At 60.9% G+C, this 21,584-nt stretch carries 21 protein-coding genes and 1 pseudogene; 11 read left to right on the forward strand and 11 right to left on the reverse strand.

Annotated elements, in window-relative coordinates; genetic code table 11:
• Positions 1–160: 160 nt before the first annotated feature.
• The 3 genes and pseudogenes from DYZ14_RS24440 to DYZ14_RS17565 all read right to left on the reverse strand — a co-directional run.
• A pseudogene (locus DYZ14_RS24440) lies at positions 161–274 on the reverse strand (DNA polymerase IV); the annotation flags it as partial.
• Positions 275–801: 527 nt separating this feature from the next.
• Positions 802–1,998, reverse strand: a complete 1,197-nt coding sequence (locus DYZ14_RS17560) for an acetyl-CoA acetyltransferase (RefSeq protein WP_154721896.1) — start codon at positions 1,996–1,998, stop codon at positions 802–804.
• Between the two features lie 3 nt (positions 1,999–2,001).
• The gene (locus DYZ14_RS17565; RefSeq protein WP_210209301.1) at positions 2,002–3,456 is read right to left on the reverse strand and encodes a 3-oxoacyl-[acyl-carrier-protein] synthase III C-terminal domain-containing protein; all 1,455 of its coding nucleotides are present in this window, start codon (positions 3,454–3,456) and stop codon (positions 2,002–2,004) included.
• Between the two features lie 135 nt (positions 3,457–3,591).
• Here DYZ14_RS17565 and DYZ14_RS17570 point away from each other — a divergent pair, with 135 nt between their 5' ends.
• Positions 3,592–4,803, forward strand: a complete 1,212-nt coding sequence (locus DYZ14_RS17570) for an NAD(P)/FAD-dependent oxidoreductase (protein ID WP_154721897.1) — start codon at positions 3,592–3,594, stop codon at positions 4,801–4,803.
• A 25-nt stretch (positions 4,804–4,828) separates the two neighbouring features.
• On the opposite strand, the gene DYZ14_RS17575 is transcribed toward DYZ14_RS17570, so the two are convergent.
• On the reverse strand, positions 4,829–5,434 hold the full coding sequence (locus DYZ14_RS17575; protein ID WP_154721898.1) for a TetR/AcrR family transcriptional regulator: 606 nt from the start codon (positions 5,432–5,434) through the stop codon (positions 4,829–4,831).
• A 229-nt stretch (positions 5,435–5,663) separates the two neighbouring features.
• Here DYZ14_RS17575 and DYZ14_RS17580 point away from each other — a divergent pair, with 229 nt between their 5' ends.
• Positions 5,664–6,986 (forward strand): phenylacetate--CoA ligase family protein, encoded by a 1,323-nt coding sequence (locus DYZ14_RS17580; protein ID WP_154721899.1) that lies wholly within the window; start codon positions 5,664–5,666, stop codon positions 6,984–6,986.
• 77 nt (positions 6,987–7,063) lie between these two features.
• Entirely contained in the window at positions 7,064–7,939 is an 876-nt protein-coding gene (locus tag DYZ14_RS17585) for an alpha/beta hydrolase (RefSeq protein WP_154721900.1), read from the forward strand.
• 30 nt (positions 7,940–7,969) lie between these two features.
• On the opposite strand, the gene DYZ14_RS17590 is transcribed toward DYZ14_RS17585, so the two are convergent.
• From DYZ14_RS17590 to DYZ14_RS17615, 6 genes are read right to left on the reverse strand one after another with little or no spacing between them, the layout of a single operon-like run.
• A complete protein-coding gene (locus DYZ14_RS17590) occupies positions 7,970–9,112 on the reverse strand; it encodes a CaiB/BaiF CoA transferase family protein (protein ID WP_154721901.1) in 1,143 nt (380 codons plus the stop codon).
• A gap of 47 nt (positions 9,113–9,159) precedes the next feature.
• Positions 9,160–9,474, reverse strand: a complete 315-nt coding sequence (locus DYZ14_RS17595) for a 2Fe-2S iron-sulfur cluster-binding protein (protein WP_154721902.1) — start codon at positions 9,472–9,474, stop codon at positions 9,160–9,162.
• 58 nt (positions 9,475–9,532) lie between these two features.
• Positions 9,533–10,270, reverse strand: coding sequence for an SDR family NAD(P)-dependent oxidoreductase (locus DYZ14_RS17600; protein ID WP_154721903.1), 738 nt, complete (start codon positions 10,268–10,270; stop codon positions 9,533–9,535).
• A 2-nt stretch (positions 10,271–10,272) separates the two neighbouring features.
• Positions 10,273–11,100: an enoyl-CoA hydratase/isomerase family protein gene (locus tag DYZ14_RS17605; RefSeq protein ID WP_232365577.1), complete on the reverse strand. Its 828-nt coding sequence runs from the start codon at positions 11,098–11,100 to the stop codon at positions 10,273–10,275.
• Positions 11,101–11,108: 8 nt separating this feature from the next.
• Positions 11,109–11,642: an aromatic-ring-hydroxylating dioxygenase subunit beta gene (locus DYZ14_RS17610; RefSeq protein ID WP_154721904.1), complete on the reverse strand. Its 534-nt coding sequence runs from the start codon at positions 11,640–11,642 to the stop codon at positions 11,109–11,111.
• A 5-nt stretch (positions 11,643–11,647) separates the two neighbouring features.
• Positions 11,648–12,904 carry an aromatic ring-hydroxylating oxygenase subunit alpha gene (locus tag DYZ14_RS17615; protein WP_154721905.1) on the reverse strand — a complete coding sequence of 419 codons (1,257 nt, stop codon included), beginning with the start codon at positions 12,902–12,904 and terminating at the stop codon, positions 11,648–11,650.
• Positions 12,905–13,276: 372 nt separating this feature from the next.
• On the opposite strand from DYZ14_RS17615, the gene DYZ14_RS17620 reads away from it, so the two are divergent.
• Genes DYZ14_RS17620 through paaI form a run of 8 tightly spaced genes read left to right on the forward strand, consistent with a single transcriptional unit; the run spans position 13,277 to position 20,954 of the window.
• Positions 13,277–14,410, forward strand: a complete 1,134-nt coding sequence (locus tag DYZ14_RS17620) for an ABC transporter substrate-binding protein (RefSeq protein ID WP_154721906.1) — start codon at positions 13,277–13,279, stop codon at positions 14,408–14,410.
• A gap of 58 nt (positions 14,411–14,468) precedes the next feature.
• On the forward strand, positions 14,469–15,341 hold the full coding sequence (locus DYZ14_RS17625; RefSeq protein WP_154721907.1) for a branched-chain amino acid ABC transporter permease: 873 nt from the start codon (positions 14,469–14,471) through the stop codon (positions 15,339–15,341).
• 2 nt (positions 15,342–15,343) lie between these two features.
• A complete protein-coding gene (locus DYZ14_RS17630) occupies positions 15,344–16,300 on the forward strand; it encodes a branched-chain amino acid ABC transporter permease (protein WP_195950012.1) in 957 nt (318 codons plus the stop codon).
• On the forward strand, positions 16,297–17,082 hold the full coding sequence (locus tag DYZ14_RS17635) for an ABC transporter ATP-binding protein (RefSeq protein ID WP_154721909.1): 786 nt from the start codon (positions 16,297–16,299) through the stop codon (positions 17,080–17,082). The genes DYZ14_RS17630 and DYZ14_RS17635 overlap by 4 nt, the downstream gene beginning before the upstream one ends.
• Positions 17,069–17,770 (forward strand): ABC transporter ATP-binding protein, encoded by a 702-nt coding sequence (locus DYZ14_RS17640; protein WP_154721910.1) that lies wholly within the window; start codon positions 17,069–17,071, stop codon positions 17,768–17,770. The genes DYZ14_RS17635 and DYZ14_RS17640 overlap by 14 nt, the downstream gene beginning before the upstream one ends.
• A gap of 1 nt (position 17,771) precedes the next feature.
• Positions 17,772–19,727, forward strand: a complete 1,956-nt coding sequence (locus tag DYZ14_RS17645; RefSeq protein ID WP_154721911.1) for a 3-hydroxyacyl-CoA dehydrogenase NAD-binding domain-containing protein — start codon at positions 17,772–17,774, stop codon at positions 19,725–19,727.
• 1 nt (position 19,728) lies between these two features.
• Entirely contained in the window at positions 19,729–20,514 is a 786-nt protein-coding gene (gene paaG, locus DYZ14_RS17650) for a 2-(1,2-epoxy-1,2-dihydrophenyl)acetyl-CoA isomerase PaaG (protein WP_232365578.1), read from the forward strand.
• Positions 20,511–20,954 (forward strand): hydroxyphenylacetyl-CoA thioesterase PaaI, encoded by a 444-nt coding sequence (gene paaI, locus DYZ14_RS17655; protein WP_154721912.1) that lies wholly within the window; start codon positions 20,511–20,513, stop codon positions 20,952–20,954. The genes paaG and paaI overlap by 4 nt, the downstream gene beginning before the upstream one ends.
• 329 nt (positions 20,955–21,283) lie before the next feature.
• Here paaI and DYZ14_RS17660 read toward each other — a convergent pair whose 3' ends face one another.
• The gene (locus DYZ14_RS17660; RefSeq protein ID WP_080830080.1) at positions 21,284–21,487 is read right to left on the reverse strand and encodes a cold-shock protein; all 204 of its coding nucleotides are present in this window, start codon (positions 21,485–21,487) and stop codon (positions 21,284–21,286) included.
• Between the last annotated feature and the right edge of the window lie 97 nt (positions 21,488–21,584).

Below are 21,584 nucleotides of genomic sequence, written 5' to 3' on the forward strand. Positions count from 1 at the left end.
CACCACTACCATGGGCGCATATCGCGCTCACCGGCGACTACCTCTGGAACGAAATTGACCGACCCCTCGAACGCTTCAGGCCAATCCGGGCTAACCGCTTCAATCCAAACAACTTCAAATTCCCTTAGCGTGTATTAATGTAGAAATGCCCACGGAGCCCCGTCACGGTCTTCCCCGTGATGTCGTGCGCCTCGCAATACCTCCAGACTTTCTCGGACAATGGACGCAGCTCGGCTTTGGCGAGATCGAGATTGTCGATATCCTCGACGAACGTACCTGACCTGCACATCGATACGCTGAAGGTTAAAAGCCGGAATTTTCACCTACCACGAACATTCTGAGTAGCTGGTGAACGACTGAAAATCGTGCGCAAGTGGTCATCCATACAACTCGAACTTACGAGCGCAATTGGACAGTTTGCAGACGAATGCGCAGCTTGCACAATTCACTGATCGCTAACTCCGTTGGCCCTGAACATCATTCGATAGCGATCGGATTCCATTTGATAGCCACCTGGTCAGTTCCGCAGCAGCGATTTCCCGACCGCCCTTTTGTCCACACCAAAGAGGGCCGAACGAGAAATCTCCCCGGTTTTCGGCTACTGACCGCAATGGCGCAATTGCCGCTGATGCCAATGGGAAGGGGGGCGCCAGGTCGTAGATCGAATCTAACTCAAGCATTAGTCGATTCAGGATGCCGCGGGCTGGCCAGTGTTCGGCAAACCCGGCGTGATTCACCTCGCACCCTTCATCGAGTTGATAACACGTCAACGTTGATTTTCAGGCATTAGTTTGTCGTGTCTCACGCTCCGCCAAGAACTGTAATGGAGCAGACATTCTGGGCCGGGCCGCCGCCGAGATTATGCGTCAGTGCCTGTTTCGGATCTTTAAGTTGGCGATCGCCGGCCTGTCCGGTCAGTTGCAGCCAGGCTTCATAGAGCATGCGCAGGCCCGATGCGCCGACCGGATGGCCGAAGCATTTCAGACCGCCATCGATCTGGCAGGGCAGGCTGCCATCCGCATCATAGAGACCGTCAAGCATGTCCTTCCAGGCTCGCCCTTCGGCGCTGAGTCCGAGATCCTCAAGCGTCACCAGTTCGGTAATCGAGAAACAGTCATGCAGTTCCGCCATGCCGATGCTGGCGCGTGGATCGGTGATGCCTGCCTCCCGATAGGCGCGCGCGGCGGCGATGCGGGCCGTGTGGACATAGGTTCCATCCCATTCCGCCTGCTGCGCTTCCCAGCCGTTCGAGGTCACGACCTGGATTGCCTTGATCAGCACCGGCGCGGTCTTGCCGAGGCTGCGGGCGATGTCTGGCGTCGTCACGATGGCGCAGGCCGCGCCATCGGAAACCGGGCAGCAGTCGAACAGGCCGAGCGGTTCGGCCACCAGGGGCGCATTCATCGCCTGTTCGATGGTGATCGCCTTGCGCAGGTGTGCATTCGGATTGCTGATCGCGTTGGCATGGCTCTTCATCGATGTATGCGCCATGGCGCGCTTCAGATCATCGCGCGAGATGCCGTGCTTTGTCGCATAGGCGCGCGCGAGCTGGGAGAAATTGCCGGGATTGGTGTGGGTCGGCAGATACATCGGCGCAAAGGTACCGCGGGATGCGGTGGGCAAACCGGCAAAGCCTGTATCCTTGAGCTTCTCCACCCCGACCGCGAGCGCGATATCGACCGCACCGGAGGCGACAGCGTAGACGGCGCCGCGAAAGGCCTCGGTGCCGCCGGCGCAGAAATTCTCGACCCGCGTGACGCCGATATTGGGCAGACGCAGGGCTTGCGCCATCGGTGTCCCGGCCTTGCCGGCGCCGATATCGTCGTAGTGCGAGGAATACCAGGCCGCCCCGATCATCGAAGGGTCGATACCGGCCCGATCGAGCGCCTCGAGATAGGCCTCGCACATCAGTTCGTCCTGTGAGACATCCCACCGTTCGCCGAAGCGTGAACAACCCATGGAGAGAATGGCGACCCGATCCTTGATTCCGCTAGCCATGGTCTATTCCCCTCCGGTTCGGTTCGATTGCGTGTCGGCGGCGATCGCCTTCCAGAAATAGCGTCGGAAGCCGGTTCGTTCGTCGATATCCTTGATGCGGAAGACGAAACGAACTGCGTCGCCAGCCTTCAGCTGGTCGGCGCCCGGATCTGTGAAATCCATCATCAGACGGCCGCCGCCATTGAAATCGACAAGCCCGTAACAGTTGGGCGGATGGCGCGAGAAGGCGAGGAGATCGGCGGTGGATGTGGCGATGGTGCCACCGCGCTCGGCGAGCGGATAGGGCTCCAGCGCATCGACATCGAGTCCCTCGCGCGTTGCGGCTAGGCGCGATTGCGGGAACTGGACGGTTCCTGTCTGGCGGTTGCGTCCGCCGACGAAGCCGAGCAGCTCGTCCGAGCGCCGATAGGCCGTCGTCAGGGCTTCATTGACCTGCACCCTGCCGCGAAGGCCGCGCTCCCAGTCGAGCATGCCGCGAAAGATTGCCAGTTTGAGGTAATTCTGTTCGGGCAGGCCGCTTTCAATTTGGCGCGAGACCTGCGGCACGATTGTGGCGATTGCCGGACCAGCCTCGAAGATGAGCGCAGTCGCCCCCTGGCCGAATTCGGCGACCAGAACCTTCTCTCCCGGTTTCATCACCTCCATGGCTCCGGCGAGCATTAAAAGCGCATGGGCCGATCCGGTATCCCCGCAATCCGTTGCGAGATCGGAGGCGAGGCGGGCGTGACCGAGCCCGGATGCCTGACCCACAGCCTTTGCGCATCCGGCGATGGTGCTCGGCAGCACGAAATGGTCGATCTCCGTCGGGGAGAGGTACGCGGCCTTGAGCGCCGCCGAAATCGCCTCGGGCACGATCTTCAGATAGCCCTCTTCCCGGATCCATCTCTCTTCCCATTCGAGCGCGAAATCGCGTCCGGTCGCGCGGTATCTATCGGTGAAAGGCCGGGTAATGGAACCGCCACCAAGATAGCGCAACAGGCCGTCGCCCGATGGTTCGACAAGAACCGCTGCCGCGCCATCGCCCGATTTGCTTTCCGCACTGCTGCCTGCCGGATGTTTCGGTGTTTCTGCGGCCACAACGAGGCTTTTCTGGCTCTGTTCGAGCGCCTGCTGCAGGGCGATAAGACCGGCGCGGCGAGTGTTTGCCGTATCCTCGGTGAGGCAGTCTGTGCCTAGCCGCAAGGCGCCATGCACGAGAACCGCGTTCTGAAATTCGGCAAAGGGCGCGGTCGTCGAGGCGACAACCAACCGCCGAACGGCGTCGGGCATCTGGCCCGCCAGGCAGTTGCGGGCTGCCTCGACCGCCATGGTGACGCTGTCCTCGTCCCAGAAGGCGAGGCTGCGTGCGCCTTTGCCTGCTCCCGCTGATGCGGTCAGCCACCCCATCGCTTGGGCGATTGCGGTCCGTTCGAGCCGCATCTTCGGCAGATAGGTTCCGATCGATGAAATGACGACCACGATTTCCCCCGTTCCCGCGCCCGCCGGAAGGATCGCTCCATCCGCTCCTCTGGCGCGCCAGCAGTTGCATCTTGTCAATTCTCGATATAATAGTCAGAACGGTCGGTCAACTAATAACTTGTTGGGGGGAGCGGAATGGGTCGGGAACGGGTTGTGATTATCGGGGCGGGGCAGGCTGGAGAATCGGTCGCCATGGGTTTGCGGACCGGAGGCTATGGTGGCGACATCATGCTGGTTGGCGAGGAACCCTATCTACCCTACCAGCGCCCGCCGCTGTCGAAGAAATATCTCTCCGGCGAATGGCAGCGTGAACGGCTGATGCTGCGGCCCGATGACTTCTGGCGCCGAATGGAGATCGAGGTCGTAACAGGGAAAGCTGTGACGGCGGTCGATGCCGGACGCCACACCGTCGCGATCGATGGCAGGACGATCGGCTGGAGCAAGCTTGCCTTTGCAACGGGAACCGAGCCCCGCCCGATGCCGGACGGGTTTGTCGGGCTACGAGCCGTGCACCGTTTGCGAACCATTGACGATGTCGATCGGCTCGGTCCCGATTTTCTGCCGGGTAAGCGGCTTCTCGTCATTGGCGGTGGCTATATCGGCCTCGAGACTGCGGCGGTCGCGGCCATGGCAGGTCTCGATGTCACCGTTATCGAACGGGCGCCGCGCATTCTCGAGCGGGTTGCCTGCTCGCGCACTTCGGATCATTTCCGTGCGCTTCATCAGTCGAAAGGTGTCAGGATCATCGAAGATGGTGCAATTGCCTCCGTTTCGAGCCAGGACGGACAGTTGACCGCGGTGACCCTTGAGAATGGCGAGACGCTGGCAGCCGATCTTGCGGTGGTCGGGGTTGGCGTGCTGCCGCGCACCGATCTCGCCGAACGCGCCGGCCTCCACTGCGACAATGGCATAGTCGTCGACGTCCATGGCCGAACGTCGAAAAAGGGAATCTGGGCTGCCGGGGATTGTGCGAATTTCCCGTTCGGGGGCCTGCCGACACGGCTCGAAAGCGTTCAGAATGCCGTTGATCTGGCCGAGATCGTCGCTGATGACATGCTGGGAAAGACCCGGGATTACAAGCCGGTCCCCTGGTTCTGGTCCGACCAGTATGACACCAAGCTGCAGATCGTCGGTCTCAATCGCGGCTATGATTCAGTGGTGGCGAAGCGGGCTGAGCGGACCTTTGCGCACTGGTATCTCCGCGATGGCGTGGTGGTTGCCGTCGATACGATCAATGACGGACGCACCTATATGGCGGCCCGAAAACTGTTCGAGAAAGGCGTGAAAATCACCGCGGAGGATCTGGCGCGGCCGGATTTCGACCCGGTCTCAGTGCTGCGCGGATGAAGCCGGCTTCCCGCCGGCCGTTCTGTCAGGGCTTGCGGCCGACGAGCGCGTAGCCCTTGGTAAAAAGCTCGACCGTTCGGTCTGCCAGTTGCTCCGGAGAGACGGCGCCATTGGCTCTGTACCAGGTGTAGGTCCAGTTGATCATGCCGAAGAACAACATTGTGTCGACATGGGCCATGCTCATGTCGCCCGCCATATCGGGCCGAAGCTGGAGCAGGATGTCGCGCACATAGGCGATGAGTTCGCGCTGTTTTGCGATCAGTTCCTTCCGGTTTTCCGGTGCCAGGAAATCCAGGCACGTCAGCAGGACGACATGCTGGTCACGCGAGACGGCGTAGACCTCGAGAAAAAAGCGCGTCAGCTGCTGGAAACGTTCGATCGGGTCCTTAAAACCATAGAGCGAATGACGGCAGCTCCAGAGCAATTTATCGACATGCGTGTTAAGCATGTCGAGCAGGATTGCCTCCTTGCAATCGAAGTAATGGTAAAGCCTCGATTTCGAGCAGTCGCAGGCATCCGCAATGTCGCCGATCGAGGTCGCGGCGTAGCCGCGCTTGGCGAACATGCTGGCCGCCTTCTCGATAATGTCATCGCGGACCTTGTCGTAATCGGGCGAACGGGTTCTCGCCAAGATCGTTTCGCCTGCATAATTGATTTGAACGATCGGACTATAATCACCTTGGGGTGAATTTGTAAATTGTGGAAGCGTCTGCGGTGGGGGGCGGACGGCTTGAACTGCGATTTGTTAAAAATCTCGTTTACATAAACCAATCGTTCGTTCTATTAATTGCGCATGGGTTGGAGGTGGTCTGCACGTAATGCCGGGCGGATCGCGACTATTGACAGGGAGGACTCAGGACATGCAGCACCCGGAAATCGAGATAAAGGATCGCGAAGGGATCCTGAAGGTTCAGCAGGAAGGTCTGGCCGCCATGGGCGCGCGCCTGGCCTCGAGCCAGCTGTGGCGGGATCATTTCGCTCGGGCCGGCATGAAGCCTGAGGATCTGGCGGCACCGGATGCGCTTGCGAATGTTCCCTTCATGGAGAAGGAAAATCTGCGCGCCCATTATCCGTTCCCCTATCTGACGGTGGAGCCTGAGCAGGTCGAGCGGTTTGTTGCCACGTCTGGAACCACTGGGTTGCCGATGATGTTCGGCATGACGAAAAACGACCTGCAGTCGCTCCTGCCGTCGCAGATGGCACGTGCCCTGACGGCAGCCGGTGTCAAGAAAGGGTATCGGGCCTATCAGGGCTATGGTTATGGCCTCTGGATCGGTGGCCCGGCGCTGGATGCCGGCTTTGCCGCACTCGGCTGCACCAACTTTCCGATCGGTCCAGGTCGTGGCGAACTCGCCGCGCGCTGGTTGCGTGATCACCAGTATGACGTTGCCTCGATGTCGCCGCTCTGGTTGATGACGCTCGTGCAATCCGCCAAGCAGCAGGGCATCAATCCGAAAACCGACTGGAGCCTGAAAGTGGCGATCCTCGGCGGTCAGTCGGTTTCCGCCGAATTCCGCGCCCAGCTCGAAGGGGAGTTGCCGGAGGGTTTCATCAGCCACAATATTTACGGAACCACCGAAGCCGGCGGCCCGATCCTGGCGATCTCGACCCCCTATACCCATGCGGATGATGAACTGCAGCTCATCAACGAAGATACGGTCATTGTCGAGATTCTCGACCCCAACACCATGAAGCCGGTGTCGGAAGGCGAGGTTGGGGAAATCGTCGTCACCACCATCCGCAAGGAAGCATCGCCTGTCGTGCGTTGGCGGACGCGGGATCTCGTGCGCCTTTCCAGCCGACCGTATGACTGTCCTTCGGGCCGTCGGGGCATGCGCAAGATCGGCCGTATCATCGGCCGCAGTGATGACATGATCAAATTCAAGGGCGTTATCGTCTTCCCCTCGCAGATTGAAGATATCATCGCCGGCACCAAGGGAGCAGTGCGCGAAGCCTGGCAGATCTATATCGACAAGGAACTGACGACGATCGGCACGCTGACGGTGGCCGTGGAAGCGACCCATGCCGACCAGCGTCCTGCCGAACAGATCGTCAGCGACATTCGCCGCGAAACCAAGGCACGGCTCGGCATGAACATCAATGTCGAATGCCATCCGGAAGGGACGCTGCCGCGCTACGAAGCCAAGGCAACTCGCGTGCTGCACCGCGCCGAAGCCCGCTAAAGGGTTAGGCTTTGATCTCCCAAGCAGCGCTGGATAGGGCTTTTGCCCTGTCCGGCGCTTTAACGACGAGGCATGATATGGCCGGTAATCCCGATCCCCTTCTCGCGGTCAGCGACAGGATCCGTTCCATCACATCCTCCTGGGCGAACGGCATGACGCTTGATGAGATCAGGACAAGTTTCGATGAGTTTTTCGGCGGCGATTTTGCGGCGGATCGGCTTGAGATTTTCGATCTCGAAGGCTTGCCGGCCAGCTGGATCGGGAACGGCCTCGAGCGGACGATATTCTATCTCCATGGCGGTGGTTTCCAGATCGGTTCGCTGCGCTCTCATGCCGATCTGATGACCCGTATCGCCAGTGCCGCGAATGCCCGCGTTCTGGCCGTCGATTATAGACTCGCGCCGGAACATCGTTTTCCCGCTGCCCATGACGATGCTTTTGCAGCCTATCGCTGGCTCATCGCCTCCGGGATTGTGCCCGACGCAATCATGGGCGATTCCGCCGGCGGGGCGCTTGCGCTCGCCACGGCGATCAGGGCGCGCGACGGCGGCCTGCCGCTCCCGCGCGCGATCGCGCTCCTGTCACCCTGGCTCGATCTTTCGCTGAGCGGCGACAGCTACGTGTCACTTGCCGAGGCGGATATCTTTTCTAAGCCGGCGCAGCTGCGCGCCATGGCGAAGACTTATATCGGTCGCAACGGCAATCCGTCCGATCCTTCGCTTTCCCCGCTTTTTGCCCGGCTTGACGGGCTGCCGCCGATGCTCGTTCACGCCGGTGCCTGCGACATCACGCTTGATGATGCGCGCCTGTTGGAAAAGCGCATCAAGGATGCCGGCGGGGCGATCACGCTCCGGATCTTCGATCGCATGTGCCACCATTTCCAGGTCTTTCCGGAATTGCCGGAAACCGCGCAGTCGCTCGCTGAAATCGGCGCCTTTTTCGACGGGCTTTGAACCGGGATGGAGAGAGATGGATCAGGCGCCTCAGATGGCGCCTGATTGTTCTGCTGCCGCAATGCGGTCGCCGTCGATACCCCAATCGGACAGGATTTCTCTAGAATGGCTGCCGGGTTGGACGGCGACCGCGGGTGCTGCCGCCGGCGTACAGCTGAAGCGGGGTGCCGGTGCCGGCTGGCGGACGCCTTCCACCTCGATGAAGGCGGAGCGGGCCGTTGCCAGTTCATCCGCCTGCGCCTCGTCCCAGGAGAGCACAGGACTGGCACAGGCATCGCTGCCGGCAAAAATCCGGGTCCAGTGATCGCGCGGATGGGCACGAAAGACCGCCGCCATGCGCTGACGCAGACCCGGCCAGGCAGACGGGTTGCGGACATGGGTGAATTCGGCCGGATCGAGCCCCAGCCTTTCGATCAGGATGGCATGGAATTTGGGCTCGACTGCTGCCACAGCAAAAGCCTTGCCGTCCGCACAAAGATAGGTCGTGTAGAAATAGGCGCCGCCATCGAGCAGATTGGCTTCGCGCTCATCCGACCACATGCCGCCGGCGCGAAAGCCCCAGAACATTCCGGCCAGCAACGAGGCGCCATCCACCATTGCCGCGTCGATCACCTGCCCGAGGCCGGTCGATTTCGCCTGCAGGATCGCCGAAACCATGCCGAAGGCCATCAACATGCCGCCGCCGCCGAAATCCCCGACGAGATTGAGCGGTACGGGCGGTGGCTGGTCGGCCGGGCCCATGGAGGCAAGGGCGCCGGTCATGGCGATGTAATTGAGGTCGTGACCGGCCGTATGGGACAGCGGCCCGTCCTGTCCCCAGCCGGTCATGCGGCCATAGGCGAGGCGGCTGTTGCGGGCAAGACAAATGTCGGGACCCAGTCCCAGCCGTTCCATGACTCCAGGCCGGAACCCTTCGATAAGCCCATCGGCCTGACCGATCAGTTCGAGCGCCAGATCGACGGCACCGGGTGCCTTGAGATCGAGTGCGATCGACCGTCGGCCACGGGCGAGGACGTCAAAGCGGGTGTTCATCAGCGGAATGTCGGGTCGCTGGCCTTTCGCATGGAAGCGGATCACCTCGGCGCCCTGATCGGCCAGCATCATCGCGGCAAACGGGGCGGGGCCGAGTCCGACCATTTCGATGATCTTCAATCCTTGCAAGGGACCAGACATGTCCTATTCCTCATTGTTCGTGCGATGGGCCGGGATCGTGCCTTGGCTCAGCTTGCGGGCAGATAGACGGTGAGACCGTCGAGCTGGTCGGTGACCTTGATTTGGCAGGACAGCCGCGAATTGTCGCGGACGGCATCGGCGAATTCCAGCATGTCGCGTTCCATTGCATTGGCAATGCCGACGAGCGCCGCCCATTCGTCATCGACATAGACATGGCAGGTCGCACAGGCACAGGCGCCACCGCATTCGGCAATAATACCGGGAATGTTGGCACGCCGCGCGCATTCCATGAGATTCAGTCCGTCGGTCGCCTCGATCTGGTGGCTCTCGCCATTGGCGGCCACGAAAGTAATTTGTGTCATGTCTCTGTCTCTCGGCTTTTCTTGTTTGGATGGTCTCCCGTCCCGGCGGGGCGGATGATCAGGCGCCGCAGCCCATGCCGCCCGAAACGCCGAGGCATTCGCCAGTGACGAAGGATGAATCCTCCGATGCGAAGAAGGCGACGGCGGCCGCAATCTCGGATGGCCGGCCAAGACGTTTCATCAAGGTTAGCGCAGCCATGTCGGCGTGAAGTTTCTCGCCGACCTCGGCGATGGCGCGTTCGACCATCGGTGTCAGAACCGGGCCGGGGGCGATTGCATTGGCCGTGATGCCGTAGCGGGCATTCTCACGCGCGATCGAGCGGGTGAAGCCGATGAGGCCCGCCTTCGCTGCGGCATAGACCGAGCCACCTTTCGAGCCCAGTCGCCCGGCCTCGGATGCGATATTGACGATGCGGCCATAACGATTGGCCTGCATGGCGGGCAGCGCGGTATGGGTGAAGGCAAAGGCGCTTTCCAGATTGATCGTCAGCAGCGAGCGCCAGTTCTCAGGTCCGGTCTCGGTGAAGAAGGCGTGCTGGTCAACGCCGATATTGTTGACCAGCACGTCGACCGGCCCAAGCGAGCCACCGAGTGTCGCAATCGCTGCGAGGTCGGTGGCATCGACGGGCCGGAAATTCGCGCCGGTTGCCGATGCCAGGGCATCGCCGCCGGCGATGTCGCGATCGCAGAAGGTCACCGCCATGCCGTCCGCCAGAAGGCGGTGGACAATAGCGGCACCGATGCCATTGGCGCCGCCCGTGACCAGCGCATGCCGTGTCCGGCGCAATCCGGCCATGATCATGCGCCCTTGAACACCGGCTTGCGCTTCTCAATGACAGCGGCAAGCCCTTCGCGGGAGTCGGCCGTCGCCGACAGTGTGGAGACGGTGCGGGCCTCTTCCGGCAGGCAGGATTCGACGTTCAAGCCGTTCCAGAGCAGCCGTTTGGTGGCCGCCAGTGCCAGTGGCGCGCCTTCGGCATAGGTTCGTGTCGCCTTTCGGGCTTCTTCGGCAAGCGTCTCATCGGGAACGCAGCGGGTAATCAGCCCGATCTCCTGCGCTTCCCCGGCCTCGACGATGCGGTTGGTGAGGAACATTTCCGTCGCGCGGCGGAAGCCGATCAGGCGCGGCAGGATCACCGAGGCGCCACCATCCGGGGCCATGCCGACGCGGGTGGCGCCGGCCAGGAACTTCGCACCGGAACCGGCAATCACCACATCGGAGGCGCAGACCAGGCCGAGGCCACCGCCGCCGGCAGCGTAGCCTTGGACCTCCGTGACGACGATGGGTTCAAGGCGGATCAAAGCACCGATGGCGATCTGCAGATAGGAGGTGACTTCCCGCAGAAAATCGCCCAACTCCTCTCCTTTCGATGCGAATTCGCGCACATCGCCGCCAGCGCAGAAATTCCTGCCGGCACCGCGCAGATGCACGACCCGCACCCCCGGTTCGCGATGGCAGCGCATCACGGCCCGATAGAGAGCCTGCATCAGCTCGATGTTCATGCCATTGGCCGCCTCCGGGCGGTTGAGCGTGATGCGGGCGACATGATCGGCATAATCGACCAGGACCGGCCCTTCGCCGATCCAGACCTGCCGATCGGTATCGGCCATTGTGTTTTCAGACATTGCGCGCCTCAGACCAGGAAGGAGAGCGTGTAGATCGGCTTGTGGTTGTTCACCAGGCCGACCTTCTTGTAGGCGAGGCGGAATGCACCGTCGAAATAGCGCAACTTATATTCGTTGCGCGTGGCCCAGACGGTCTCGGCACGCAGATTGTCCTCGAAGATCATGGCGTTGGCATGCACCTTCACCTCATTGTCGACAACACTGACAATCTCGACATTGGAGACGATGCGGGCCAGCTCCGACCGCGGCGTCTGGGTGTGCCGGCGACCGGTCTTGAGCTGCTTGATACGCACGCCGATGCGCGAGCGGTTGTCATAAAGGATCGACATCTGACGTTCGGGATCGATGTCATGGCCGTTGGCCGGCACCCAGTAGATCGCATCCTCGCTCCAGAGCGCTTCCCATTCGTCATAGGCGTGGCTGTCCTGCAGACGGGCTTCCATATAGAGAAACTGCGTCACCGCATGCTGAAGCTCAAGCGGCGAGAGCGAGCCGAGGTTTTCGGCGGATGCCGGCGATTTTTCCTTGATTGCAACATTCATTGGGATCACTCCGACATCAGTTTGAGATAGTGGCGCCAGATGCCGCGCTGCGGCGTCTCGTCGGTCGAATGGGCGATGCGGAAGCCGTTTTCGTCCAGGCGCTCGCGGTGCTCGCCGCGGCTCAGAAGCAGCCATTCCGGATCGCGGATGGCAGCGCCACGATGGTTGCGTTCATACATTTCGGTATCGTCGGCAAGCAGGAAGCCTGCTGGCCCCACCGAGCCCATGGTCTGCTGACGCAGGCGCCGGTTCATGTCGGGCGCATCCTTGAACTGGATCGCTGTCACATGCTGGATGGTTTCGTCCACGGCCGTTGGCTGCAACACGAACATCTGGATTTCGGCGATGAACAGGTTGGGGAAGATCATGATATGCGGTGAACCGTCGATCATGATCTGGCGGGCGCGTTCGTCGCCATAGGCCTCGTTCATGGCCTTCACATAAGCCGGTAGGCGCGCTTCATTGGTGCCGAACCATTCGAGCGGCTTGTCGATCCGGCGCCATTCGGGACGCAGATCGAATTCCGTGTGCCCATTGCCATAGTCGCGGGTCAGCGCGGTCGAATCCGGGCCGTAGAGATTGGCAATGCCACTGTCGGTGACCTGGAAGATCGAGCCATGCACGAAACCCGGATGATAGCCGTCGGTTTCATTCTCCAGCATGAATTTCCAGTTGGCCTTGGTGCGGTGTTGCAGGAAGCCGGCCGTCAGTTCGAGTTCGCCGGTCGGCGAATTGTCGAGCAGCTGATCGAGCGATGCCTTGGCGCCGCCGAGATGCTCCTCAAGGCTCGGCCCCTCATGCGCGAAGGAACCAAAGATGAAGCCGCGATAGATTGCGATGCGCGGCACCTTACCGAGGCCGAGCCCCTTCTTTTCCGTGCCGACATAGCCATCCGGCAGGGCAAAGCCCATGAGATCGCCGGTATTGGAGAAGGTCCAGGCGTGATAGGGACAGGTGAAGCTCGTGCGGTTGCCGCCCTGATAGGCGCAAAGCTGGTTGCCGCGGTGCGGACATTTGTTAAGCAGCAACCGGATTTCACCATCCTTGTCGCGCACCATCAGGATCGGCGTCGGGCCGATCGATTTGACGACATAGTCGTTCTTGTTCGGGATCTCGCTCGTATGCCCGACATAGACCCAGGTGCGGTACCAGATCTTCTCCAGCTCTTCCTGAAAGATCGCCTCGTCATAATAGACGCGGCTATGGACCCGATTGGGCTCGATCAACGCATTGTAATCGATGCTCTCTTCTGTGGACGACAAGGTGCTCCTCCTTCTCCAATTGGTCTTTAATTACTCGACCGATCGTTCTATTTATTGGGATGGTTTTGCTGGATGTCAAGAGTGATCCGCAACCGAAATCGAAATGCGGATTTAAGGGTAGGTGGCAAGAAGCCAGTAAAAGGCGATTTGAAATCCATGAAACGTTTGGCAAAGTTGATTTATTGAGGTTTCCGTCTCGGTTTGAGATCTCGGCGGACTGTTTGAAGTTTTTTGTAGATTCGCAAGAAAAAGCAATATATAGAACGAGCGATCTGTTTATTAATAGATCGGGGGAGGGGCTGTGATCAGGCTGCGCCGAGAGGGCGCAGGTCTGTCCGACCAAACGGAAATTCAGGATCTTCGGAGGAGACCATGAAAACAGGAATGACTTGCCTTGCCGCGCTTATGGCAATGACCGGTGCCGCTGCTGCGGATATCAAGATCGGCGCCACGCTTTCAGAAACCGGCCCGGCCGGCGCTCTGGGGGATCCGCAGGCGAAAACCCTCAAGCTGCTGATCGAGGAGATCAATGCGGCCGGCGGCATCAATGGCGAGAAGATCTCGCTCGTGGTCTATGACGATGGCGGTGATCCCAACAAGGCCCGCACCTTCGCCACCCGGCTCGTCGAGGAAGACGAAGTCAACGCCGTCATCGGCGGAACGACCTCGGGCACCTCGATGGCGATCATTCCGGTGGTCGAGGAAGCGGAGATCCCCTTCATTTCGCTTGCCGGCGCCATCGAGATCATCGACCCGGTCAAGCATTGGGTGTTCAAGACGCCGCATACCGACCGCATGGCCTGCGCCAAGATTTTCGAAGACATGAAGAAGCGCGGTATCACCAAGATCGGCATGATCTCGTCGACCGATGGCTTCGGCTCTTCGATGCGCAAGCAATGTCTCGGCATCGTCAATGAGTATGGCATTGAGGTGCTGGCGGACGAAAATTACGGCCCGCAGGATGCGGACATGACGCCGCAGCTGACCAACATTCGTGGCAAGGACGGCATCCAGGCTATCCTCAATCCGGGTTTCGGCCAGGGTGCCGCGGTCGTCACGCGCAATGTCGTCCAGCTCGGCATCAAGATCCCGCTCTATGAATCCCATGGTGTCGCCTCGCAGGGCTATATCGACCTTGCCGGCCCAGAGGCGAGCGAAGGTGTCCGCCTCCCCGGAACGGCACTTCTGGTTGGCGACCTGCTCGGCGATTCCGATCCGCAGAAGCCGGTCGTTGCCGCCTACAAGACGCTGTTCGAAGGCGCGACCGGCGCTCCGGTCGGCACCTTCGGTGGTTATGCCCATGATGCCGTGCGCATTCTTGCCGATGCCATCAAGCGGGCAGGCTCCGCCGAGCCGAAGGCTATCCGCGATGCGATCGAAACCACCAAGGGTCTGGTCGGGACCACCGGCACGGTGACGATGTCGCCGCAGGACCATCTTGGTTTCGACCTCTCGGCCTTCAAGATGCTCGAAATCCGCAAGGGCCACTGGACCATCGTCGAGTGAACCGGCTTGGCCGGGCCTGAGCCCGGCCTTCCATCACGAAGCAGGAGCTCGGAACCTGATGCCTGAACTGATGCAGTTTATACTTTCAGGGGTGACGGTCGGCGCGGTCTATGCGCTGGTGGCCCTTGGTTTTACCATCATCTACAATGCCTCGGACGTTGTGAATTTCGCGCAGGGCGAGTTCGTCATGCTGGGCGGCATGGTGACGGTATTTCTTCACGATGCCGGTCAACCGCTGCCGCTGGCAGCCCTGATCGCGATCGTCGCCGTTGCCTTGATCGGCATCATTCTCAACAAGTTGGCGATCGAACCTGCCCGCAAGGCGCCGGTCGTGTCGCTGATCATCATCACCATCGGCGCCTCCATCTTCATTCGTGGCGTCACGCAGAATGTATTCGACAAGCAGCTGCATCGCTTCCCGGCCTTTTCCGGTGATCAGCCGATCATCCTTTTCGGCGCGACCATTCTGCCGCAGAGCCTCTGGGTCATTGCCGGCGCGGTGCTGGTCTTTACGGCGCTCTGGCTGTTCTTCACCCGGACTTTGACCGGCAAGGCGGTGCTGGCGACATCCAACAACAGGCTCGCCGCCCAACTGGTCGGCATCAACACCAACTGGGTGATGGCTCTGTCTTTCGCGCTATCGGCGGCAATCGGCGCGCTCGCGGGCATTCTGATGACGCCGATCACCATGACGGGCTATGACATCGGCATCGCGCTCGCCCTCAAGGGTTTCGCCGCCGCTATGCTCGGTGGCATGGGCAATCCCAAGGGCGCGCTTGTCGGCGGCCTTCTGCTCGGCATTTTCGAAGCGCTTTCGGCCGGTTTCATCTCCAGTCAGTACAAGGATGCCGTCGCCTTCATCGTCATTCTCGCGGTGCTGTTCATGATGCCGCAGGGCCTGTTCGGCCGGACATTCACGGATCGCGTCTGATGATGAAACTCGGAACCAAACACACGACGCTGCTGTTTCTGATCCTACTGGTCATCGCCGCACCGTTCTTTTTCCCGTCCGCCTATTATTTCCGTATCGGCTCGCTGGTCTTCGTCAACGGGCTCGCGGTCACCGGCATCGTCATTCTGACCGGCTATGCCGGCCAGATCAGCCTTGGACATGCCGGTTTCGTCGGGATCGGGGCCTATGCCTGTGCACTGGCACCGGCCTATCTCGGCTTGCATCCGGCCCTGGCTGTGCTGCTGGGAGCAGCACTTTCGGCGATCATCGCCTATCTGGTCGGACGTCCGATCCTGCGGCTCAAGGGCTATTATCTGGCCGTGGCCAGCCTCGGCTTCGGCATTCTCGTGGCGATGGTGCTGACCAACGAACGCGACATCACCAAGGGTCCGGACGGGATCGAAGTGCCGGATCTCGGCATTCGCGCCCTCGTCAAGGCGTCGGGTCTCGATCTGTCCAACAGCGAACTCTGGTACATCCTGTCGGGTCTCTGCATGATCCTAGGCGCCTGGCTGGCGCTCAATCTCTATGACAGTCCCACCGGACGCGCCCTGCGGGCGCTGCATGGTTCGGAAGTGGCAGCACGCACCGTCGGTGTCGATATCGCCAGATACAAACTGCAGGCCTTCGTCATTTCGGCGGTCTATGCCTCGGTCTCCGGTTCGCTGATCGCGCTGCAGAACAAGTTCGTGACGCCGGAAGTGGCCGGCTACATGCATTCGATCGAACTCGTGACGATGGCCGTCCTCGGTGGCGCCGGATCGGTGCTCGGCGCAATCTTCGGCGCGGCGATCCTGACCCTGTTGCCGCAGGCGCTGACCATCTTTGCCGAGTACGAGCAGATCATGCTCGGACTGATCATGATGCTGGTGATGATCTATATGCGCGAAGGCCTATTGCCCTCGCTGGCGCGACTGGTCCGGGGGAGTGGAGAATGAGCCTCTTGAGCATCGAAGGCCTCGGAATTGCCTTCGGCGGCCTGCGCGCCGTGGATGATGTTTCCTTTTCGATAGAGAAGGGTGAAATCGTATCGGTGATCGGGCCGAACGGCGCCGGCAAGACCACCCTGTTCAACATGATTTCGGGCGTCTACCGGCCGAAATCGGGGCGGGTAATGCTGGATGGGACCGATGTGACGGCGATCAGCCCGCATCTTCTGGCCCGACGAGGCATGTCGCGCACCTTCCAGAACCTGCAGATCTTCCAGGCGATGACGGTGCAGGAAAATGTGATTGCCGGCTTTCATCTCAAGGAAAGCGGCCCGCTGATCGCCGATCTCCTCGCATTGCCGTCTTCGCGCCGGCGTGCCCGCATTGCCGCCCAGGAGGCCCTCGCATTGCTGGACCGGGTCGGGCTGGCGCGGGCGGCGAGCCAGGAAGCGGCGAGCCTCTCCTATGGTGCGCTGAAACGGCTCGAGATCGCGCGGGCGCTCGCGCTCAACCCGAAAGTGCTGCTGCTCGATGAACCGGCCGCTGGCTGCAATGCCGTGGAAACCGAGGAGATCGACCACCTGATCGCCGAAGTCGCCAGAAGCGGCGTCGCCATACTGCTCGTCGAGCACGACATGAAGATGGTGATGCGCATCTCCAACCATGTCGTGGTGCTCGACCATGGCGTGAAGATCGCCGAGGGTGACCCTGCCTCCGTCGGCAAGAACCCGAAAGTGATTGCCGCCTATCTCGGCAAACAGGCTGCGGAGGATGCCCATGCTGACAGTTGAAGGTCTCAGATCGCGTTACGGTCGCATCGAGGTTCTGCATGGCGTGGACCTGACAGTCCATTCCGGCGAAATCGTCACAGTCGTCGGCGCCAACGGTGCGGGCAAGACAACGCTGCTGCGCTGTCTTTCCGGCGTGCAGCCGGTATCTACCGGCGCCATCACCTTCCGTGGCGAAGCGCTCGACAAGGTGCCAGCCTACAAACGGGTCGGTCGAGGCCTGGCGCAATCGCCGGAAGGAAGACAGATCTTCACCAACCTCTCGGTCGAGGAAAATCTTCGTCTCGGTGCCTTCCTGTTTCGCGATGATCGCGTCGGGTCCGATATGGACGATGCCTTCGCGATGTTCCCGATCCTCAAGGAAAAGCGGAACCTGGTGGCCGGCGGTCTCTCCGGCGGGCAATTGCAGATGCTGGCCATTGCCCGGGCTCTGATGGGGCGTCCATCCTGCCTGCTGCTCGACGAACCATCGATGGGACTGGCGCCGATCCTGGTCGCCCAGATCTTCGATGTCGTGCGCAATTTGAAGGCGCTCGGGGTGACCGTTCTGCTCGTCGAGCAGAATGCCTATGGCGCTCTTTCGATCGCCGACCGGGGCTATGTCATGGAAACCGGCCGGATCGCCATGGAAGGACCGGCGGATGAACTGATTGCCGATCCGAAGATCCGCGAAGCCTATCTGGGAATATGAAATGATCGTGACTGTTGAAATTGATGGTGGCGTGGCCATCGTCACCATCGATCATCCGCCGGTGAACGCCCTGTCGCAGGCGCTGCGGCAGGCATTGATCGAAACGGCTGTGGCGCTCGATGCCGATCCGTCCGTCGAGGCGGTGGTGCTGATCTGCGCCGGCAGAACCTTCATCGCCGGGGCCGATCTCGGTGAATTCGGCAAACCGACGCTTGCGCCGCATCTGCCGGATGTCATCGCCCGCATCGAAGGCGCAAGCGTGCCCTGGGTGGCGGCGATCCATGGATCCGCGCTCGGAGGTGGTCTCGAAGTCGCACTTGGCTGCCACTATCGCATCGCAATGCCGGGGGCGAAACTGGGGCTGCCAGAAGTCAATCTCGGTCTCATCCCGGGTGCCGGCGGCACCGTGCGGCTGCCAAGGCTGATCGGTTTCGAAGCCGCCGCCGATATGGTCACCTCCGGCAAGCCGGTCAGTGCCGGCAAGGCCAATGCGCTCGGCCTCGTCGATCTTTTGGTGGACGGGACGGATCTGCGCCAGGCCGCGATTGCGTTTGCCCGCGACATCGCCGCCAAGCCGCGGCCGACACTCAGCCGTGACAGGGTTCCTACGTCTCCGCCAGAGGCGTTCTGGAAACAACAGGCACAGGCTCTCAGCCGACGCTATCGCGGGCAGCAGGCGCCGGCCTGGGCGCTTGCCAGCCTCAGGAATTCGGCCGAGACGGATTTCGATCGCGCGATGCGTCATGAACGAGCGACTTTTCTCGAATTGCGAGACTCAGCCGAGGCGGCGGCGCTTCGCCATGTTTTCCTGGCTGAACGGGCGGCACCCCGTCCGCAGGCGCTCGAAGGCGTGCGTCCGCTGCCTATCCGGAAGACCGCCGTTATCGGCGGTGGCACCATGGGAACGGGGATTGCGGCGGCACTTCTCGATGCGGGACTGCCGGTGGTGCTGATCGAGCGGGATCAGGCCGCACTCGACCATGGTCTTGCAACCTTGCGCAATCTCTACCGGACCAATGTCGAGCGCGGTCGTTTGACGGAATCCGAGACCGAAGCGCGTATGGCGCAGTTGGACGGATCAACCGACTATGGCGTTCTTTCGGATGTCGATCTCGCCATCGAGGCGGTGTTCGAAAAACTGGACGTCAAGCGTGCCGTCTTTGCCAAGCTGCAGGCGGCGTGCCGCAAGGATGCCATTCTGGCGACCAATACGTCCTATCTCGATCCTGCGGCGATTGCCGAAGGGCTGGAACAGCCGGAACGCTTTCTCGGGCTGCATTTCTTCAGCCCCGCCAATGTCATGAAGCTGCTGGAGATTGTGCCGGCCGCAGCGACGTCGGCGGACGTCCTGGCGACCGCTTTCGCACTGGCCCGACAATTGGGGAAAGTGCCGGTTCAGGCCGGGATCTGCGACGGGTTCATCGGCAATCGAATTCTGAAGCGCTATCGAGCTGGTGCCGAGGCCCTGTTGCTGGAGGGCGTGTCGATCGGGGCGGTCGATACAGCGATGCGGAACTTCGGCTTTGCCATGGGGCCCTTCGAGGCGCAGGACCTTGGAGGGCTCGATATCGCTTTCCTGCAGCGCGAAGCCGCGCGGGCGGATGGCCAGGCGCTTCCCGAAACGCTGTGCGACCGGTTGGTGCGGGCTGGTCGCAAGGGTCGCAAGACCGGTGCCGGCTGGTACGACTATCCCGATGGGAATGGTAAGCCGCAGGTTTCATCGACCGTTGGCGAAATTCTCGCGCTTCCCGCCGTTTCCCAGAACGAGATTTCGGACACACAGATTGCGGCACGCCTGCTGGAAGTGATGGCGGAGGAAGGGCGCGCGATCCTCGATGAAGGGATTGCGGGCTCTGCCGCCGATATCGATCTCGTGCTCATCCATGGCTATGGCTTTCCGCGCTGGCGCGGCGGGCCGATGCATTGTGCCGAGACAAGCAGCGGGAAGGGAAACTGAGATGGACACGGTTCTTTCCGAATATTCCGATGGCCTGCTCCGGCTCACCCTCAATCGGCCCGATAAGCTCAATGCCTTTAATGAGGAGATGCATCTGGCCTTGCGAGCCGGCCTCGAGCGGGCTGGGAGCGATCCCTCTGTTCGGGCGGTTCTGCTGACAGGTGCCGGGCGCGGCTTTTCGGCCGGACAGGACCTTTCCGCCCGCGATCCGCGCAACCGTACCTCCGCGCCCGACCTCGGTCATTCGCTCGAGACCTTCTACAATCCGACATTGCGATTGATGTGCTGTCTCGAAAAGCCGATCGTCTGCGCCGTCAACGCCGTTGCGGCCGGTGCCGGTGCCAATCTCGCTCTGGCATGTGACATCGTGCTTGCGGCAGAATCGGCAAAATTCATCCAGTCCTTCGTCCGTCTCGGACTGATCCCCGATGCGGGTGGCAGCTGGACGCTGGCACGACGGCTGGGTGAACCGCGTGCCAAGGCGCTTGCTATGCTGGGCGAGCCGCTCGATGCAACCACCGCTGCCGCCTGGGGCCTGATCTGGCGGGCGGTTCCGGATGGTGAACTCGCCGCGGAAGCCGAAGCGCTGGCGCGGAAACTGGCATCCGGCCCAACCCAGGGTCTTGGCCTCACCAAGCGGGCAATCCATGCGGCCAGCGACAATGGCTTTGACAGCCAGCTCGACCTTGAACGCGAATTGCAGCGGCAAGCCGGCCTCACCGCCGATTATTCCGAAGGCGTGATGGCGTTTCTGGAAAAACGCAAACCGGAGTTTCAGGGCCGATGACCATCACCGAACAGGAAGTTGCCGAGATTTGCGTTCAGACGATGCTGGCGTCCGATCAGGCGGTCCGAAATCTCGGCCTCACCGTCGATCAGGTCGCAGCCGGTCATGTGACCGTCTCGATGCTGGTGACCGAGAACTTGCTGAACGGGTTCGGCACCTGTCATGGCGGCTATATCTTTACGCTGGCGGATTGTGCTTTCGCCTTTGCCTGCAACAGCCGCAACCAGATGACGGTCGGCCAGCATTGTTCGATTACCTATGTGAACCCCGCGCGGCGAAATGACCGGCTCACCGCCGTAGCGAAAGAGATTTCCCAGCAAGGCCGGTCGGGCCTCTACGATGTTCGTATCTCCAATCAAGACGGCCTGATCGTTGCGGAGTTTCGCGGGCATTCGCGAATCTTCGGTGGCCAGTTGGCAAGCCATGTGGATTGGGCTTAGTGTTCTGGTTTAGTCGGAACTGTTATGTCGGCAGCTTTTCCGTCCGGTAAATTAAACGAGGATCGAATAGCTCCTGCGAGCCCGACAGCTTCCTGGCGCCTAACCGGCTCAGTTCCGCGTGGAAACCAACAGAGCAGTTCACCAAGGTTCCAGACGACCAAGCTTAGAACATTTTAGGAACGTCGCGCAAGTTGCAAGCGAAGCCTTTTATCATTTGTAATCAGGGGCTTCATTTGCAGATGCGGGGGTAGAAGGTTCGAATCCGTTCAAGAGCGACTGTTGAACCGCTTTCAGCCCCGTAAATTTGAACGGGGCCGATCAAGCTGATTTTAGAGAACGCTGACGTTTTCAGCCTTCGACTTTCCGGTCTTACGGTCTTGCCCCACGTCGTAGCTGACCTTCTGGCCATCCTGAAGCGAGCCACCGAAGCCGACAGCTGAAATGTGAACGAACACATCCGGCCCGCCATTATCGGGGGTGATGAAACCAAAACCTTTGTCTTGGGCGAAGAATTTTACCGTGCCAGTTGCCATAGTGTCCTCGTTGACAGCTTAACGTTCATCATCCCATTACCAGTCAACACTAGGTGCGGCAAGGTTACTACATCGGCGGACGTACACCAAAGTGTCA

Origin of the sequence: Ciceribacter sp. T2.26MG-112.2 (assembly GCF_900492205.1) — a bacterium.
Classification (GTDB): Bacteria; Pseudomonadota; Alphaproteobacteria; order Rhizobiales; family Rhizobiaceae; genus Allorhizobium; species Allorhizobium naphthalenivorans_A.